Origin of the sequence: Vibrio sp. TH_r3, assembly GCF_033101115.1 — a bacterium.
Classification (GTDB): domain Bacteria; phylum Pseudomonadota; class Gammaproteobacteria; order Enterobacterales; family Vibrionaceae; genus Vibrio.
In genome coordinates, this window is sequence record NZ_JAWMPW010000005.1 from 70,254 (window position 1) to 87,686 (window position 17,433).

17 protein-coding genes and 1 pseudogene are annotated in these 17,433 nt (G+C 40.5%); 15 read left to right on the forward strand and 3 right to left on the reverse strand.

Annotated features, from left to right (window positions below; genetic code table 11):
- Positions 1–30 precede the first annotated feature (30 nt).
- The 13 genes from gspD (at position 31) to cysQ (ending at position 11,891) form a co-directional block, all read left to right on the forward strand.
- Positions 31–2,058, forward strand: a complete 2,028-nt coding sequence (gspD, locus tag R3X26_RS06975; protein WP_317716497.1) for a type II secretion system secretin GspD — start codon at positions 31–33, stop codon at positions 2,056–2,058.
- Complete coding sequence (gspE, locus tag R3X26_RS06980) at positions 2,058–3,554, forward strand: type II secretion system ATPase GspE (protein WP_317716498.1); 1,497 nt, start codon at positions 2,058–2,060, stop codon at positions 3,552–3,554. The genes gspD and gspE overlap by 1 nt, the downstream gene beginning before the upstream one ends.
- Positions 3,554–4,771 carry a type II secretion system inner membrane protein GspF gene (gene gspF, locus R3X26_RS06985; RefSeq protein ID WP_317716499.1) on the forward strand — a complete coding sequence of 406 codons (1,218 nt, stop codon included), beginning with the start codon at positions 3,554–3,556 and terminating at the stop codon, positions 4,769–4,771. Before gspE ends, gspF begins: the two co-directional genes overlap by 1 nt.
- Positions 4,772–4,798: 27 nt before the next feature.
- A complete protein-coding gene (gene gspG / locus R3X26_RS06990; RefSeq protein WP_411572401.1) occupies positions 4,799–5,236 on the forward strand; it encodes a type II secretion system major pseudopilin GspG in 438 nt (145 codons plus the stop codon).
- Between the two features lie 47 nt (positions 5,237–5,283).
- Complete coding sequence (gene gspH / locus R3X26_RS06995; protein ID WP_317716500.1) at positions 5,284–5,865, forward strand: type II secretion system minor pseudopilin GspH; 582 nt, start codon at positions 5,284–5,286, stop codon at positions 5,863–5,865.
- The gene (gene gspI / locus R3X26_RS07000; protein WP_317716501.1) at positions 5,862–6,221 is read left to right on the forward strand and encodes a type II secretion system minor pseudopilin GspI; all 360 of its coding nucleotides are present in this window, start codon (positions 5,862–5,864) and stop codon (positions 6,219–6,221) included. The genes gspH and gspI overlap by 4 nt, the downstream gene beginning before the upstream one ends.
- A 4-nt stretch (positions 6,222–6,225) precedes the next feature.
- Positions 6,226–6,915 carry a type II secretion system minor pseudopilin GspJ gene (gene gspJ, locus R3X26_RS07005; protein WP_411572402.1) on the forward strand — a complete coding sequence of 230 codons (690 nt, stop codon included), beginning with the start codon at positions 6,226–6,228 and terminating at the stop codon, positions 6,913–6,915.
- Positions 6,908–7,942 carry a type II secretion system minor pseudopilin GspK gene (gene gspK, locus R3X26_RS07010; protein WP_317716503.1) on the forward strand — a complete coding sequence of 345 codons (1,035 nt, stop codon included), beginning with the start codon at positions 6,908–6,910 and terminating at the stop codon, positions 7,940–7,942. Before gspJ ends, gspK begins: the two co-directional genes overlap by 8 nt.
- Positions 7,911–9,125: a type II secretion system protein GspL gene (gene gspL / locus R3X26_RS07015; protein WP_317716504.1), complete on the forward strand. Its 1,215-nt coding sequence runs from the start codon at positions 7,911–7,913 to the stop codon at positions 9,123–9,125. Before gspK ends, gspL begins: the two co-directional genes overlap by 32 nt.
- A complete protein-coding gene (locus R3X26_RS07020) occupies positions 9,122–9,607 on the forward strand; it encodes a type II secretion system protein M (RefSeq protein ID WP_317716505.1) in 486 nt (161 codons plus the stop codon). The genes gspL and R3X26_RS07020 overlap by 4 nt, the downstream gene beginning before the upstream one ends.
- A 1-nt stretch (position 9,608) precedes the next feature.
- Positions 9,609–10,370, forward strand: coding sequence for a type II secretion system protein N (locus R3X26_RS07025; protein ID WP_317716506.1), 762 nt, complete (start codon positions 9,609–9,611; stop codon positions 10,368–10,370).
- A gap of 124 nt (positions 10,371–10,494) precedes the next feature.
- Positions 10,495–11,052 carry an ADP compounds hydrolase NudE gene (gene nudE, locus R3X26_RS07030; protein ID WP_317716507.1) on the forward strand — a complete coding sequence of 186 codons (558 nt, stop codon included), beginning with the start codon at positions 10,495–10,497 and terminating at the stop codon, positions 11,050–11,052.
- Between the two features lie 8 nt (positions 11,053–11,060).
- Positions 11,061–11,891 carry a 3'(2'),5'-bisphosphate nucleotidase CysQ gene (gene cysQ / locus R3X26_RS07035; RefSeq protein WP_317716508.1) on the forward strand — a complete coding sequence of 277 codons (831 nt, stop codon included), beginning with the start codon at positions 11,061–11,063 and terminating at the stop codon, positions 11,889–11,891.
- A gap of 168 nt (positions 11,892–12,059) precedes the next feature.
- Here the strand turns inward: cysQ and nfuA are convergent, their stop codons facing one another.
- Together nfuA and R3X26_RS07045 are read right to left on the reverse strand one after the other, a co-directional pair.
- On the reverse strand, positions 12,060–12,647 hold the full coding sequence (gene nfuA / locus R3X26_RS07040) for a Fe-S biogenesis protein NfuA (protein WP_317716509.1): 588 nt from the start codon (positions 12,645–12,647) through the stop codon (positions 12,060–12,062).
- 117 nt (positions 12,648–12,764) lie between these two features.
- Positions 12,765–13,481 (reverse strand): ComF family protein, encoded by a 717-nt coding sequence (locus tag R3X26_RS07045; protein WP_317716510.1) that lies wholly within the window; start codon positions 13,479–13,481, stop codon positions 12,765–12,767.
- A gap of 63 nt (positions 13,482–13,544) precedes the next feature.
- Here R3X26_RS07045 and bioH point away from each other — a divergent pair, with 63 nt between their 5' ends.
- Complete coding sequence (bioH, locus tag R3X26_RS07050; protein WP_317716511.1) at positions 13,545–14,342, forward strand: pimeloyl-ACP methyl ester esterase BioH; 798 nt, start codon at positions 13,545–13,547, stop codon at positions 14,340–14,342.
- 206 nt (positions 14,343–14,548) lie between these two features.
- Positions 14,549–15,019 (forward strand): ATP-dependent Lon protease, encoded by a 471-nt coding sequence (locus R3X26_RS07055; RefSeq protein WP_317716512.1) that lies wholly within the window; start codon positions 14,549–14,551, stop codon positions 15,017–15,019.
- 199 nt (positions 15,020–15,218) lie between these two features.
- Here R3X26_RS07055 and R3X26_RS07060 read toward each other — a convergent pair.
- Positions 15,219–17,427, reverse strand: a pseudogene (locus R3X26_RS07060) (Tex family protein); the annotation flags it as partial.
- Positions 17,428–17,433 lie beyond the last annotated feature (6 nt).

A 17,433-nucleotide genomic window follows, 5' to 3' on the forward strand; every position in this document is an offset into this window, starting at 1 on the left:
TCAATAACTGCTAATTATGGAGAGATTTCGGTGAAAAAATGGTTAAGCAGAAGTGCACTGTTTCTTGCAGGAAGCCTATTATGTTTTTCGGCATCTGCAGATGAATTTAGTGCTAGCTTTAAAGGGACAGATATTCAAGAATTCATCAACATTGTTGGGCGGAACTTGGAGAAAACCATTATTGTTGATCCATCGGTACGCGGCAAAATTGATGTTCGCAGTTATGATGTTTTGGATGAAGAGCAATATTATCAGTTCTTTCTTAATGTTTTGGAAGTGTATGGCTTTGCTGTTGTACAAATGGACACTGGTGTTCTGAAGATTATTAAAGCTAAAGATGCAAAAACTTCGGCTATTCCTGTTGTTGGAGGCAGTGAGAAAATACTTGGTGATGCGGTAATAACTCGAGTGGTTGCCGTTAAGAATGTTTCTGTTCGAGAATTGTCCCCTTTATTACGTCAACTGAATGATAATGCTGGAGCGGGTAACGTTGTTCATTATGACCCGGCTAATATTATTTTGATTACTGGTCGTGCCGCGGTTGTGAACCGTCTTGCAGAGATAATTGAACGAGTCGATCAAGCCGGTGATAAATCGATAGAAGTTGTTGAGCTAAAAAATGCCTCCGCTTCTGAAATGGTAAGAATTGTAGATGCCCTCAATAAAACCACCGACACTAAAAATACGCCTGCATTTTTACAACCAAAGTTGGTTGCCGATGAACGAACCAATTCGGTGCTTATTTCTGGCGATCCGACAGTACGTAAACGCCTGCGTAAGATTATTGAGCAATTAGATGTTGAAATGGCAACTAAAGGCAATAATCAAGTTGTGTATCTAAAGTATGCACAAGCGGAAGAGATTGTTGATGTATTAAAAAGTGTTTCAGATAACTTTGAAGCGGAGAGCCAATCATCAACCACTGGAAGATCTTCATCGAATAAATCTCAGGTGATGATAGCTGCGCATAAAGACACCAATGCGTTGATATTGACCGCACCACCGGATATTTTGAACCGATTATTGGATGTTATAGCACAATTGGATATACGTCGTGCTCAAGTCCTGATCGAAGCATTAATTGTTGAAATGGCCGAAGGCGATGGAACCAGTTTGGGGGTTCAATGGGGTAACTTGGATACCGGCACTGTGATTCAATACAGCAATACTGGCACCTCAATAGGCGGTGTTATGGTTGGGCTAGAAGAAGCGAAAGATACCACTACTTCTTCCAGTTACTGGGATTCAGATGACAATGAATGGGTGACAACTGAAACGACGGAATCGGGTGATTATTCATCTTTAGCTTCTGCGTTAAGCAGTGTAAACGGTGCCGCATTAAGTTTAGTGATGGGCGATTGGACCGCATTGATCAGTGCTGTCTCAAATGACTCTAATTCAAATATTCTATCGTCGCCGAGCATTACTGTAATGGACAATGGTGAAGCCTCTTTTATCGTCGGTGAAGAAGTGCCTGTATTAACCGGTTCTACCGCTGGTTCAAATAATAGTAATCCATTTCAAACTGTGGAACGAAAAGAGGTAGGCATTAAATTAAAAGTGGTTCCACAAATAAATGAAGGGGACTCAGTTCAACTGCGTATTGAGCAAGAAGTGTCGAATGTTTTAGGAGCCAGCGGTGCTGTTGATGTTCGTTTTGCTAAACGTCAGCTTAATACTTCTGTGATGATTCAAGACGGAGAGATGCTGGTATTAGGTGGATTGATTGATGAGCGAGTAATGGAAAGTGAATCAAAAGTCCCTTTCTTTGGCGATTTACCGCTTATTGGTTATTTATTTAAATCGACCAGCTCCTCAGTGGAAAAGAAAAATTTAATGGTATTTATCAAGCCAACTATTATCCGTGATGGTGTTACCGCAGATGGTATAACGCAAAGAAAATACAACTATATTCGAGCAGAACAACTGTTTAATGCTCAAGAAGGGTTGAAGTTAGTTGATGATGCTGAGATCCCCGTTATTCCTGAATATGGTAATAATCCATCTCGTTATCCTGCAGAAGTTCAGGCCTTTATTGATCAGTTGGAGTTAAATTAATGAAGGGATTGGTGAATACGGTTGAAAGGTTACCTTTTGGTTTTGCCAAACGACACCGTGTGGTGATAGAGAATAATCGCCAATCATCTGAGCAACCGAATCTTTATTATGTCGAGCCATTAGATATTAATACTCTAATGGAAGTTCAGCGAGTTACACTCATGCCATTTAACTTATTACCAACAACTCAAGATGAATTTGAAAGAAAACTGACTGAAATATACCAACGTGGTACATCAGAAGCTCGACAGTTAATGGAAGACATTGGTGCTGATAATGATGACTTTTTCCTATTAGCGGAAGAGCTGCCAAACAATGAAGATTTATTAGAAACAGAAGACGATGCGCCAATCATTAAATTGATCAATGCTATGTTGGGTGAAGCGATTAAAGAAGGTGCATCAGATATTCACATTGAAACATTTGAGCAAAGTTTGTCGATTCGTTTTCGTGTCGACGGAGTGCTGAGAGACGTTCTATCACCGAGCCGTAAACTCTCTCCACTGCTCGTTTCTCGTGTGAAGGTAATGGCAAAACTGGATATTGCGGAGAAAAGAATTCCTCAAGATGGGCGTATTTCACTAAAAATAGGTGGACGAGCCGTTGACGTGCGAGTGTCTACTATGCCCTCTTCTCATGGTGAACGAGTAGTCATGCGTTTGTTGGATAAAAATGCCACTCGCCTTGATTTACACAGCTTGGGAATGACAGCTGAAAACCATGCAAGTTTCAAGAAACTCATCACTAGGCCACACGGTATTATTTTGGTTACTGGGCCAACTGGTTCAGGTAAATCGACCACCTTATATGCCGGAATGCAAGAGCTAAACAGCAGCGAAACCAATATTCTCACCGTTGAAGACCCGATTGAATTTGATATCGATGGTATAGGACAAACTCAAGTTAATCCTAAAGTCGATATGACCTTTGCGCGTGGTTTACGTGCTATTTTGCGCCAAGACCCTGATGTTGTGATGGTTGGGGAAGTACGAGATCTGGAAACGGCACAAATTGCCGTTCAAGCGTCATTAACGGGGCATTTAGTTCTTTCTACCCTGCATACCAATACTGCTATAGGGGCAATCACAAGATTGCGAGATATGGGAATAGAGCCCTTCCTGATTTCATCCTCACTACTTGGTGTACTTGCTCAACGTTTAGTTAGAACCTTATGCCCAAACTGTAAAGTAGCTTATCAAGCGAATCAAGAGCAGAAAAAATTGTTCAATTTAGACGCTGAACAACCTGTTACGCTATACAAAGCTAAGGGGTGTGAAGCCTGTAATTATAAAGGTTATCGAGGACGGACAGGTATTCATGAATTATTGCTAGTTGATGATAATGTTCAAGAACTGATCCATTCTGAAGCCGGAGAACAAGTGATAGAAAAACAGATTCGTTCTTATACGCCAAGTATAAGGGAGGATGGTTTGAAAAAGGTCCGTCAAGGTATTACAACGCTTGAAGAAGTGATGCGAGTGACCAAGGAAGTATAATGGCGGCATTTGAATACAAAGCACTGAATAGTAGAGGAAAAAAAAAGAGTGGTGTTATTGAGGGTGATAATGCGAGACAAGTGCGCCAGCGACTCAAAGAACAAGACCTTGTACCTATTGAAGTCATTGAAACAAAGTTAAAAAATCGCACCAGCAATGTATCTCTGTCTTTCCGCCGCAGTATTAGTACTAATGAACTTGCCCTCTTAACGCGCCAATTATCAACGTTGGTACAGGCAGGTATGCCTTTAGAAGAATGTTTGCAAGCAGTTGCCGAGCAATCAGAAAAACCTCGTATAACTAATATGCTAATGGGAGTTCGTTCAAGAGTAGTTGAGGGCTATACCTTGGCAGACAGTTTAGCCGATTACCCACATGTATTTGATGATCTGTTCTGTTCTATGGTTTCGGCGGGAGAACGCTCTGGTCAATTAGATAATGTACTCGATCGCCTAGCAGATCACGCTGAAAATCGACAACAAATGCGCTCAAAGTTACAGCAAGCCATGATCTATCCCATTGTGTTGACTGTATTCGCAATTGGGGTAATTTCATTTTTGCTTGCCAGTGTTGTCCCTAAAATAGTCGACCAGTTTGTTCAAATGAGACAAGAATTACCTGCGTCCACACAATTGTTATTAGATGCAAGCCACTTTCTGCAAAGCTGGGGATTACAACTTGTTTTGGCTTTTGTGTGTTTGTACGTTGTCAGTAAAATGGCGTTAAAGAAACCGCAAACCCGCTTGAAATGGGATAAAAAGTTACTTAACGCCCCATTGATTGGCAAAATTATTCGAGGCATTAATACGTCTAGATTTGCTCGTACATTATCTATCTGTACCTCTAGCGCTATTCCCTTATTAGATGGAATGAAAGTCGCCACCGATGTGATGACAAACCGTTATATCAAACAACATGTGTTGATCGCGTCAGAAAAAGTACGTGAAGGTGCTAGTTTAAGACTCGCGTTAGACCAGACTAAGCTTTTCCCACCAATGATGCTGCATATGATAGCCAGTGGTGAGCAAAGTGGTGAGTTAGAACAAATGCTGACCAGAGCAGCAGATAATCAAGATCGAGATTTTGAATCTACCGTTAATATTGCATTAGGTTTGTTTACCCCTGCACTTATCGCTGTAATGGCAGGTGTGGTGTTATTTATTGTAATGGCAACGTTAATGCCAATTTTAGAAATGAATAATTTAATTTCAGCGTAATAAAAATTAGTTTGCTAGGAGAGAATTGTGAACAAAAGAAAACAGAATGGCTTTACCTTACTTGAAGTAATGGTTGTTGTTGTGATTTTAGGGATTTTAGCCAGTTTTGTTGTGCCTAATTTACTTGGTAATAAAGAAAAGGCCGATCAGCAAAAAGCCGTATCCGATATCACGGCTTTAGAGCAAGCATTGGATATGTACAAATTGGATAACAGTGTTTACCCAACTACTGACCAAGGGCTAGAAGCGCTAGTGAATAAGCCAAGTGGTTCTCCTGAACCTAGAAACTATCTAGACGGCGGATATATTCGTCGTTTGCCTCAAGATCCCTGGGGATACGATTATCAATATTTAAGTCCTGGTGATAATGGCACGATAGATATTTTCAGTCTTGGATCAGATGGCCAAGAAGGTGGAGAAGACAGCGCGGCTGATATTGGTAACTGGAATCTACAAGATTTTTAGTTATTTCACTCGCTTTACTAATGTGAACGCAGTGAGCTGTGGTCGAAATGAATAAAAAAGCAGGGTTTACGCTTATCGAAATCATGTTAGTCATGGTGTTGCTATCGATAAGTGCAGTCGCGGTTATTATTAATTTACCGGACAGCAAACAAGATATAACGAAACAACAAGCTGAACGTTTTTACTATCGACTACAACTTTTAAATGAATATGCAATTTTAAATGGCAGAGATCTAGGTATAAGAGTAGAAGAAAATAAAGCTAGCTACTCTTATTTACAGCTAGAAGAGGCCGGTTGGCAAGTACTAGAAAACAAAACTTATGCACAAACAGTAATGCCTGATGGCATTTCTCTGTCGTTAAAAATAGGCAGTGATGCTTGGACGAATAATGAAAGTTTGTTTAAGCAACAAAGCTTATTTGAAGAGATGTTCTCTGAAGAAGAAGAGAAGCAAAAGATCGCATCGCCACAACTATTTGTACTTTCAAGTGGAGAGGTCACCCCATTTCAACTTTTGATTTCTGCCAATGAAGATAGAGATAATGGCTGGCTAGTGGATGTAAAAGAATCCGGTTTAATAGCGTTAGTTCATACCTCTGAACTTGAAAGTGAGATAGATATCCAATGACTCAACGTAATAGAGGAATGACATTATTAGAGGTGTTAGTAGCTTTAGCGATATTTGCTACCGCAGCGATTAGTGTCATGAAATCGGTTACTCAGCATATCAATACGCTCTCTTACTTAGAACAGAAGACATTTGCTTCGCTTATCGCTGATAATCAAATGAGTTTGGTTATGTTAGCAGGCGCACCAACCAGTGTTAAAACTGGTAAGGCGAAAATGGCTGGGCGAGAATGGTATTGGAAGGTATCTCCCGTTGATACAGCGGTAGGTTTTATCGCGGCCTTTGATGTCAGTGTCGCATTAGATAAAGAGGTCAAGCACCCACTTGTCACGGTAAGAAGTTATGTTGAAAAATAGATCGTTGAGCCGAGTACATCAATCGTCGTCATCTACGCAAGAGGGTTTTACGCTGATTGAGGTACTAGTTGCTATCGCTATATTTGCCTCATTAAGTCTTTCAGCTTACATGGTGCTTAATCAAATCCAACGCAGTAATCAATTATCGCTTATAAAAACAGATAGACTGAAACAATTGCAGAGAGCAATGATCATTATTGATAATGATTTTAGGCAAATTGCTTTAAGACAATTTCGCACGGATGGCGAAGAGGCTTCAGATAAGCTAATTGTTTGGGGAAATGGTTTACTGCAATCAGACAACAATGCGGTTCTTTTTACTCGATTAGGTTGGCAAAATCCGCAACAAATGTTTCCTCGTGGTGAGGTTGCTAAAGTGGGGTACCGGATTGTTGATCATCAATTAGAGCGGATATGGTGGCGCTATCCAGATACGCCAGTAGGCCAAGATGCATTAGTGACACCTCTTCTTAGTGATGTGGATGATTTTACTTTGCGTTTTTACAACCAAGGAAGTTGGAGCAATGATTGGGACGAACCTTTGTCGTTACCTGAAGCGATATCAATAACATTCACATTACAAGATTATGGTCGTATAGAACGAGTGTATTTAACCGCAGGTGGCAGTTTAAATATTGCAACAGACACCAATGGAAATAGCAGCAATAAAGAAGATAGTAGCATCAATGAATAGCGTATTTAGTAGCACGCACAGAAGAAAAAATACAGGCGCTGCGCTCATAGTAGTGTTACTTATTTTATCTATAATGGTATCCATTGCTGCAACGATGACGGAAAGATTATTTGTTAATTTTACTCGAGCAGAAAATCGTTTAAATCATCAACAAGCTTATTGGTATAGTATCGGTGTTGAAGCATTAGCCAAATATGCGCTACAACAGAGTTACGAGGATGCTGATAGTATTAATACTAGCCAGTCTTGGGCATTAGAAGAGCAGGTTTACCCTCTTGATTATGGTTCCGCATCGGGGAAAATCATCGATATGCAGGCATGTTTTAACATCAATGCTTTGGGTAGAGAAAGACAGAGTAGTTCGGTAACCGCTAAACCTTATTTAGTGAATGTTTGGCAAGGAATACTTGTGGCGCTTGAGGTGGATAATTATCAAGCTGAAGTGATCAGTGATTCGACATGGGAGTTTTTGGATCCAGACACCAGAACGACCACCAATTATGGCGTAGAAGACAGTACGTACGAAGGACTAAGTCCGGCGTATCTTTCTCCAAATGTATTGTTAGCAGATAATTCTGAGCTTCGAGCGGTATATCAAATGGACCGTTCCGTAATGGATAAAATTAGCCCGGTTGTGTGTGCGCTTCCTTGGGATGATTGGCGCTTGAACGTAAACACGGTGCGTCGTGAGGGGGCGGTAATACTCGTCGCCATGTTCTCTCCATATCTAAATCTAAATGATGCTATAACGTTGATAGAAAACAGGCCTTATGATGGATGGGCAACCGTAGACGATTTTGTTGCAGAAGCGCAATTAGCGTCTATTGAAGATAGTATTAAAGATAACGCAAAAGGTTATCTCACCACCGACAGCCGATACTTCGAGCTTGATGCTCAAGTAATGGTTAATGAATCGAGAGTAAGAATTAGAAGCTTACTCTTTAGCGAAGATAGAAAGAATGTCTCGGTAATACGACGACGTTTTGGAGGCGTCATTGAGCGAGTTTCTGACCGTTCGACTGAGTAGAAATCAACAAACCGCGATTCAATGGTTAGTGTGGTCTACCAGTCAAAACGAAATTATAGCAAGTGGAGAGCTTAGTAGTAGAGAACAGCTGCCAGAGCTAGCAACTTATGCCTATCAACGAACGGCTATCTTACTATTAGATAGTCGAGATGTTCTTTTGCTTGACGCTGAGCTACCTAAAGGCGCAGGGCGTCGAATAGAAGCGATGCTTCCTTATCTACTTGAAGATGACCTTGCTCAAGACGTCGAAGCACTGCATTTTTCTATTTTGGCAAAAAATACACAAAATATTCATGTTGCAGCAATAGATAAAACGTATTTAATGGATTGGCTTGATGCCTTTGCTAGTGTTGGTGTGGTATTTAAAAAAGCCATACCGGATACACAAGCGTTACCTTTATTGGACGATGGCATTGCTACATTAAAAATTGGCTCTCAATGGCTGTTTAGAAAGTCACTCTATCAATCCGCTACTATCGAAGAACAATGGTTAGATTTTTTCGTGGAGTCTGATTGGTGTGGCTCAGAAGCGCATCCATGCAACATTGTGAGCTATACTCCTACTCCATCATCGCAAGTTCATAACTCACATTGGCGCTCAGCAGAGCCGGAACTGGTTATGGCGCTTTTAGCTAAAGGTGCACTCAGTTCATCTGTTAATTTGTTAACGGGTTCATTGAAACCACAATCCTCTATTTTAAAAAATATAACTGTCTGGCGAAAAGCTGTTATTGCTGCTTGCTTGTTTTTAACGGTGTTAACCGTACAACGAGGTGTTGAGATTAACCGTTATGAAACCCAAGCCAAAAACTACCATGCGGAAAGTGAACGTATTTTTAGAGAAATTTTTCCTGATAAGCAACGCATTCCAACGGTTAGTTACTTAAAACGAGTGATGAGCGATGAGGAAAATCGTTTATCTGGTGGCACTCGTGGCCGCTCGATTGTAGATTGGTTAGCTCTTTTGCCTGATGCTCTACACGATCAGCCTTCTGTTCAGATCAGTAATATTCGTTATGACGCCAATCGTGGTGAAGTTCGTCTTGATGTATCTATGCAAGATTTTCAGATGTTTGAATTAGTAAGAACAAAGCTAGCTGAAAACTTTCAAGTTACTCAAGGACCTCTGGATAAAAAAGATGATAAAGTCTTTGGTAGCTTTTTGTTAAGGAATAAATCATGATCGGATCATTTACTTCTTGGTGGAAAAGCATTTCTCAAAGAGAGCAGCGTATGCTTGTTGTTTGTTCTCTAGCTATTGTGTTAAGCACAATCTATTGGGGAATTATTCAACCAATGTCAGAACGAGCCGCTGCAGCGCAAGTTAGAATTAGCACCGAACGACAATTATTGAACTGGGTGTCTGAATCTGCAGATCGCATCGTTGCACTCAGAGGGTCTAACGGTATTCGCTTGTCCAGCGACCCATTCAATCAAGTAATATCCAAGTCAGCAAAAACCTATAAAATTGAACTGATCCGCATTCAACCTCGTGATGACATGCTCCAAGTTTGGCTTAAACCCGTGGCATTTGATCAGTTTATTCATTGGCTTACTTATTTGCGCCAGCAGCAAGGAGTACAAGTCGAATTTATGGAGATATCAAACAGTGATTCGTCGGGCATCATCGAAGTGAAGCGTCTGCAACTAAAAAGAGGGGCGTAGTTTGAAGCGAATCATACTGACTATTTTATTGTTTGTGCTGGTGATGATGATAAGTGTGATTGCACACACTCCTGCATCCTTTGCACTGAAATATATACCTATTATTAGAGGGATAATGGTTGAATCACCAAGTGGTACTATTTGGAATGGTGAAGCGAAAAACGTGCGCTGGAAAGGTTACAACTTAGGAGAAATTAGGTGGCAGTTTTCGCCGAAAAAACTGTTGGAAGGTAAAGCGAATTATCATATTCGATTTGGTAAAGGAAGTGATTTCAAAGCGATGGGTAAAGGTAATGTAGGTTATGGTTTTTCGGGTTTATTTGCTGATAGTGTCGTGCTTTCTATGCCTGCGAAAAATGTATTACAACAATTGAACCTGCCATTACCAATGAACGTTGAAGGTCTGTTCGAGTTATCTATTTCTGATTATTACTATGCACAACCATGGTGTCAGTCTGCATCAGGTACGTTGGTATGGAATGGCAGTAAAATAGCCTCGCCAGTTGGTGAATTAGATCTTGGCAGTATAATCACAGATTTAACCTGTGAAGATAGCAAAATCATGCTTATCGGTGAGCATGATAACCAGCAAATCTCTGCAGCAGTCGACTTGGTGCTGGAAAATAACCTGAGCTATAAGGCGAATGGATGGTTTAAGCCTAATGCTTACTTTCCAGCAGAAATGAACTCGCAATTAAAATGGCTAGCTGCTCCGAATAATAAAGGACAATATACTTTTAACTATGCAGGTAGAGTGAACTAATCCAGTCATTTTACTGATCAGTTTAATAAATAAATGTACTTGATAACTCAGGTTATTATTGCGAGATTGAAGATTACCGTTAAGATTAAGTTATAGAAATAAACTAGGAACGAGGGATCCACGGATGGCCAACGCACAAAAGCCAAAAATTTTAGCTGTCACTACAGCCGCAAAATCGAAGTTGTTTACTATCGAATCTCTCGATCTAGAATTTTCAAATGGTGCAAAGCGGACTTACGAAAGAATGCGTCCAAGCGGTCGAGAAGCGGTCATGATGGTGCCTATTACCGATAGTGGTGATTTACTATTGGTACGTGAATATGCCGCAGGAACTGGTGAATACGAACTCGGTTTTCCGAAGGGGTTGGTCGATGTAGGTGAGCAACCTCAAGAGGCTGCAAATCGAGAATTAAAAGAAGAAATAGGCTTTGGGGCATCTGATTTTACCGCATTAAAAAAAGTGGTATTAGCCCCCTCTTACTTTTCTAGTGAAATGACGCTTTATTTAGCTGAAGGACTTTATAAAGAAAAGTTGGAGGGAGATGAACCAGAGCCATTAGAAGTGATTCGTTGGCCACTGGCTCAAGCTGATGAGTTGTTATCTCACATGGATTTTAGCGAAGCCAGATGTATTTCTGCTCTTATGCTAACCTTGCGTCATTTATCTAATCGATCTAATTAGGAGAAGTTATGCCAACATTGAGCAAAGATTTATCCCATCTACTCCCCGCGGTTATCGATATTGCGCGAGCGGCAGGACAACTCATCTTAGATATTTATGAAAAAAAAGAGTATGAAGCATTTACCAAGCAGGACTCAACACCTGTAACCAGTGCTGACTTGGCCGCACATAAATTCATAACTGAAAAACTGTCTGAACTGACACCAGATATTCCGGTTTTATCTGAAGAAGCGGCTGACATTTCGTTAGAACAACGTAGTCAATGGAACCGTTATTGGCTTGTTGATCCATTAGATGGCACCCAAGAATTTATTGCTCGTAGTGGTGACTTTGCTACCATCATTGCACTTATTGAAAATAATGTTCCTGTTATGGGCGTTGTGTATGCCCCAGTTTCTGGCGTGACCTATTATGCTTACCGAGGTAAAGGTGCTTGGAAAATACCAGAAATGACAGAAAGTGTTCGGATAAAAACTCTTACACATGAGGTGGAGCATCAAACAATTTCCATTGCTATCAGTCGCCGACAAAACATCAATAACATTACCAACAGAATGTCTCCAGCATGGAACTATGATCTTGTTCCTTTAGGTTCTGCGGCGTTAAAAGCCTGTCTAGTGGCTGAAGGTGCGGTAGATTGTTATTTAAGGCTTGGACCAACAGGTGAATGGGATACCGCTGCGACACAATGTATTGTTCAAGAAGCGGGAGGCAGAATACTCAGTACTCAATTAGAACCACTGTCATACAATGAAAGAGAAACCTTAGAAAATCCTAACTTTATTGTATTAGGCGATGAAGCGTTACCATGGGATAAGCTTTTAAAGATTAAAGATTAAAGATTAAAGATTAAAGATTAAAGATTAAAGATTAAAGATTAAATAGGTTATCGCAGTGATCGCAGGTTAAAAAAATTCCCGTCTTAACGGGAATTTTTTAGTCTATGTACTACTCAATAGTATTAAATTACTAATAACTTGATGATTTACTAATAACTTTATGATTTACTAATAGTACGAATGCTCGCCACGAGCATGTTCTGTGGCGTCACGAACGGCAATTAATTCACCTTCAAACTGCTGTACTAATTCTTTTTCGATGCCTTCTTTAAGCGTTACATCAACCATAGAACAACCATTACAGCCGCCACCAAATTGAACTAATGCAATACCGTCTTCAGTAATATCAACTAGGCTTACGTGGCCACCATGACCAGCTAATTGAGGGTTTACTTGGGTTTGAATTGCATACTCAAGGCGTTCCATCAATGGCGCATCGTCAGACACTTTACGCATTTTAGCATTTGGTGCTTTTAATGTGAGCTGAGAGCCCATTTTATCGGTTACATAGTCGATTTCAGCGTCGTCAAGAAAAGGTAAGCTTAGCTCGTCTACATAAGCAGAAAACGGTTCAAATTTGATTTCTGTATCGCTTGCTTCAACCGCTTCTGGAGGGCAGTAAGATACTCCGCACTCAGCATTAGGGGTTCCTGGATTAACAACAAACACACGAATGTTAGTGTTTTCTGGTTGTTGCTCTAATAATTTCGCAAAGTGTGCTTGGGCACTTTCAGTGATGGTAATGATAATTGACACAATTAATACCTGACTATTTTTGTAGGTTATTTGATACTATTCTACTACTGCGTTTTAGAGATGCCAAACGAAAATTGATACTTTATTGCTCAATTTAATAAGGTGGTATTGATTGGTTTATATCCCCGTACGACAGATACAATAAATATCAATTTTTTCCACACCAATATCAAGCAACAATTTACATAATTGTCGTACCGAGCTGCCCGTCGTAACAACATCATCGATAATAGCAATATGTGATTGTTCTGGTGGATAATTAAGAGTAAAAGCATGCCTTAAATTTTTTACTCTTTGTTGCTTATCAAGCCCCTGTTGACTAGGCGTCGCTTTGATGCGGCGAAACATTTTTCCATCAAATACGTTGTTATTATGTACATGAGAACCATTGAGATGATAAGTAAGGTAATGCCCTAAAATATCACTTTGATTATAACCTCGTCGTATAAAACGGGTCCAATGTAGAGGCATACTCACGATAAGAGGGGCGGGTTCGATAATTCGTCGTGATAATAAATAAGTAAGATCGTAAGCATTCTGTAGGTGACCTGCGTACTTTAATTTATGTATGTAACCAGAAAGTGGTAACTGATAATCACCCACACAATAAAGTTTGTTCCACAAAGGAGGGTTGGATAAGCAAGCGCCGCATTCTGGTACTGGAACTAAAGTGGTTAATCCGCAACGTTGGCAGCGTGGCTTTGGATTAAAAAATCCCAAGCAATTCGAGCACCAAATAGTGTTGCCAATCGGTTTCTCTATGTGTAAACCACACAAATGACAAACTGGGGTAGAATGATGAGAAATGAATAAACGAGTGTTTTTATACCACATCGCTTTATCCTTAATAGAGTAATAGTAGTCGTAAATGATAAAATTTGATTAAAGAGAGTGAGCATGATTCAAGTAGAAGAGAACGCCACATCGATCGCATCTTTATTTTGGCAAGTTGAAGGGCAAGGAAAGGACTTAGTGCTTCTTCATGGTTGGGGAATGAATGGCGCAGTGTGGCAACAAACGGTTGAGCGTTTATCTGTTCATTTTACCGTCCATGTGGTGGATTTGCCAGGGTATGGCTACAGTCAAAGCCTTCATGCTAAGGATATAAAATCGATGGCGGAAATGGTGCTCGAATCTGCACCCGAACATGCTATCTGGGTTGGTTGGTCATTAGGCGGATTGATTGCAACTCAAATTGCCTTAGATTTCCCTGAACGAGTCAATAAATTAGTCACAGTGGCGAGTTCACCTAAATTTGCAGCAGAGCGTCGTTGGAAAGGAATACAGCCCACTGTACTACAGGCTTTTGCCGAGCAATTAGTCCAAGACTTTCAATCAACAGTTGAACGATTTATGGGCTTACAAGCAATGGGAAGTCCAACCGCAAGGCAAGATGTCAAAGCACTTAAAAAAGCAATATTTTCCAGACCATTACCTAGTTCGGATGCGCTTTTAGTCGGGTTGAATATGTTGGCAAATGTCGATCTTCGATCCAATTTAAGCGCAATAGAACCACCGTTTTTACGCTTATATGGCCGATTAGATGGGCTTGTACCAATCAAGGTTGCACATGACTTAGAAGCATCGTTAGTCAATTCCAAATCTTACATCTTTACTCAGTCGTCTCATGCTCCATTTATGACCGAATTGGATCAATTTTGTCAACAAATCGTCCAGTTTGCAGGCAATGAATAGGTCAGTATTCAAAATAAACTTCTAATACAATACGTTACTGTTAAATCTTAAAATGGTTGTAAATAATAGGACAAACTGGCCGATACACTATGTGACCAATAAGAAAAATTGCATGGTACTTTTTTACACGTGATATATTTTGCACGTTATGTATTTTGTATGAGTAGCATTATTTACTTATTGGTCGCAGTAAAAGGAGATGGGTTATGATTGTGTCACCGACCAATGTGAACGTGCCACTGATCGCTCCTTCGGTCAATGTTCAAACTGAACAAGCGGCGAAAGATAATAGGGTTCGTGAACCTGTTACGCCACCAGTAGAATTGGCAAAATCCAATGCGGAAAGGCGTATTAAGTCTGATGACAAGCGTCGTAAACGACCTGCATGGGATGCGTCAGACCACCCGGATTATGATCTGGACAATGAGATAGATACACAATCAGGTGAAACGGAACAACCGCTCGATACCTTGAGTCGTTTATTTGAGTTGCTGGCTCTTCAAAGCTATTCAGAGAAACAAGGGATAGGTTATACGATTCGTTTTCGATTGCCTAAACATCTTATTGAAGCAGCCATTACTACGGGAAAAATGGAGCGTAGACGTACAGTGATTAAGTATCATTACGGTCATGCCATAGCACCTAATTACCCATCTGAGGTAATTGCAGTGTTATAAACTCTGATACAGTTATAGATTCTGGTTTATCCAGAATCTATAACTTGTTTTTACTGTCGTGTCGTCGACTATCTTTTTGCTTTCTTAAAAGCATCGGCAAAAGCGCTATTCGTTAGCGATGATGCTTTGGAGTCTCTATTGTTATTTTTTCTATCTTGAGTACCTCGACTGTTCCCTGTGTGTTTATTTCCGGTTGACACTCGATGCTTTGGTTGGGATTGATTTTGTTCTCCTGGCTCGTCGCTGAGTCTCATCGACAGAGCGATACGTTTACGTTGTACCTCAACTTCCATAACTTTAACTTTGACAATCTCTCCCGCTTTTACCACTTCTCTCGGGTCGGATACATATCGATCAGTTAAGGCGGATATATGTACTAGTCCATCTTGATGTACACCGATATCAACGAATGCCCCAAAATTCGCAACATTCGATACGACGCCTTCTAAAATCATTCCTGGTTCTAGATCCGAAATGGTATTGATGCCAGCGGCAAACGTTGCGGTTTTAAATTCTGGTCTCGGGTCGCGCCCCGGTTTATCTAATTCTTTAATGATATCGGTTACAGTAGGGACACCAAAGCTATCGTTAGTATAATCAATCGCATTTAATGAACGTAAAAAAGCAGTATCTCCAATAAGTGCCTGTATCTTTTTATTGTTTTTATCTGCTACCGCTTTGACCACTGGATACGCTTCTGGGTGAACAGAAGAGGCATCTAGAGGGTTTTTCCCATCCATAATACGCAAAAATCCAGCACACTGTTCAAACGCTTTAGGACCTAGACGAGCAACTTTTTTCAGTTCTGTTCTGGAACAAAAACGGCCATTGTCATCTCTATATTTGACAATATTTTCTGCAATGGTGTTAGAAAGCCCAGCCACTCTAGTGAGTAGTGCAGGTGAAGCAGTATTCACATCCACACCAACCGCATTCACACAATCTTCAACCACTGCATTCAACCGTTTTGCCAGCGCATTCTGGCTAACATCATGTTGATATTGACCTACACCAATTGATTTAGGATCAATTTTAACTAACTCTGCTAATGGATCTTGTAATCGTCGAGCAATAGAAACCGCGCCTCTTAACGATACGTCCATATCTGGAAACTCATTCGCTGCCAATTCAGACGCAGAATAAACCGAAGCACCCGCTTCACTGACAATGATTTTTTGAGTAGATAGATTGGCTTTTTTTAATGTATTCGCTACTAACTCATCGGTTTCACGTGATGCGGTTCCGTTGCCGATAGCGATTAAATCTACATTATGTTTTCGTATCAGATTTTCAATAACATGCGCTGATTTTTCTATTTGGTTATGCGGTTGATGTGGATAAATAGTTTCGGTATCAAGTACTTTACCGGTTGAATCCACTACCGCTATTTTTGACCCAGTTCTTAGTCCAGGGTCAAGCCCAAGGGTCGCTTTAGGTCCAGCAGGAGCAGCCATGAGAAGATCTTTCAAATTCGAGGCGAATACTTCAATTGCATCCATTTCGCTACGTTCTTTCATTGCCGCCATTAATTCTGTTTCCATGTGAGTCGATATTTTGACTTTCCATGCCCAACTAATAACTTGCTTTCGCCATTGGTTAGCCGGTGAATCGGAGAGGTTTAACCCATAATGACTCGTAATGATTTCCTCACAATACGAATGACGAACGCCTTCGTCTTGATTTGGATCGGCATTCATAGACAGTTGTAAAAAACCTTCATTTCTTCCTCTGAGCATGGCTAGTGCTCGGTGAGACGGTGTTTTACTCAGCTTTTCACTGTGCTGAAAATAATCTTTGAACTTTTGTCCTTGCTGCTCTTTGCCTTTAATTACTCGAGATACTATCTCGGCATGTGTCGTTAAGTAATTTCTAAGTTGGCTGATAAGGTTGGCATTTTCAGCAATTTGCTCCATAACAATACTGCGAGCCCCATCTAAAGCGGCTTTACTATCAGTAATGCCCTTGGCAGGGTTAATGTATTTTTTAGCTTCGGTTTCTGGATCGGATGAAGCGTGTTGCCAAAGTGTGGTAGCCAAAGGTTCCAATCCTGCTTCAATTGCGATTTGTCCTTTGGTTCTTCTCTTTGGCTTATAGGGTAAATACAGGTCTTCAAGTCGAGTTTTGCTGTCCGCTTGATGAATATCTTTTTCCAGTTGTGGCGTTAATTTACCTTGGTCATCGATCGATTTAAGGACAGTTTTACGTCTATCATCTAATTCTCGAAGATAGCTCAGGCGAGAATCTAAATTTCTAAGTTGAGTGTCATCTAAGCCACCAGTGACTTCTTTTCGGTATCGAGCAATAAAAGGAATGGTACTTCCTTCATCTATTAACGCAATGGTTGCGCTGACTTGTTCAGGTCGAATGTTGAGTTCGTTTGCAATTTGTTGGCTTAGTTGTTGGGTCATTAGTGG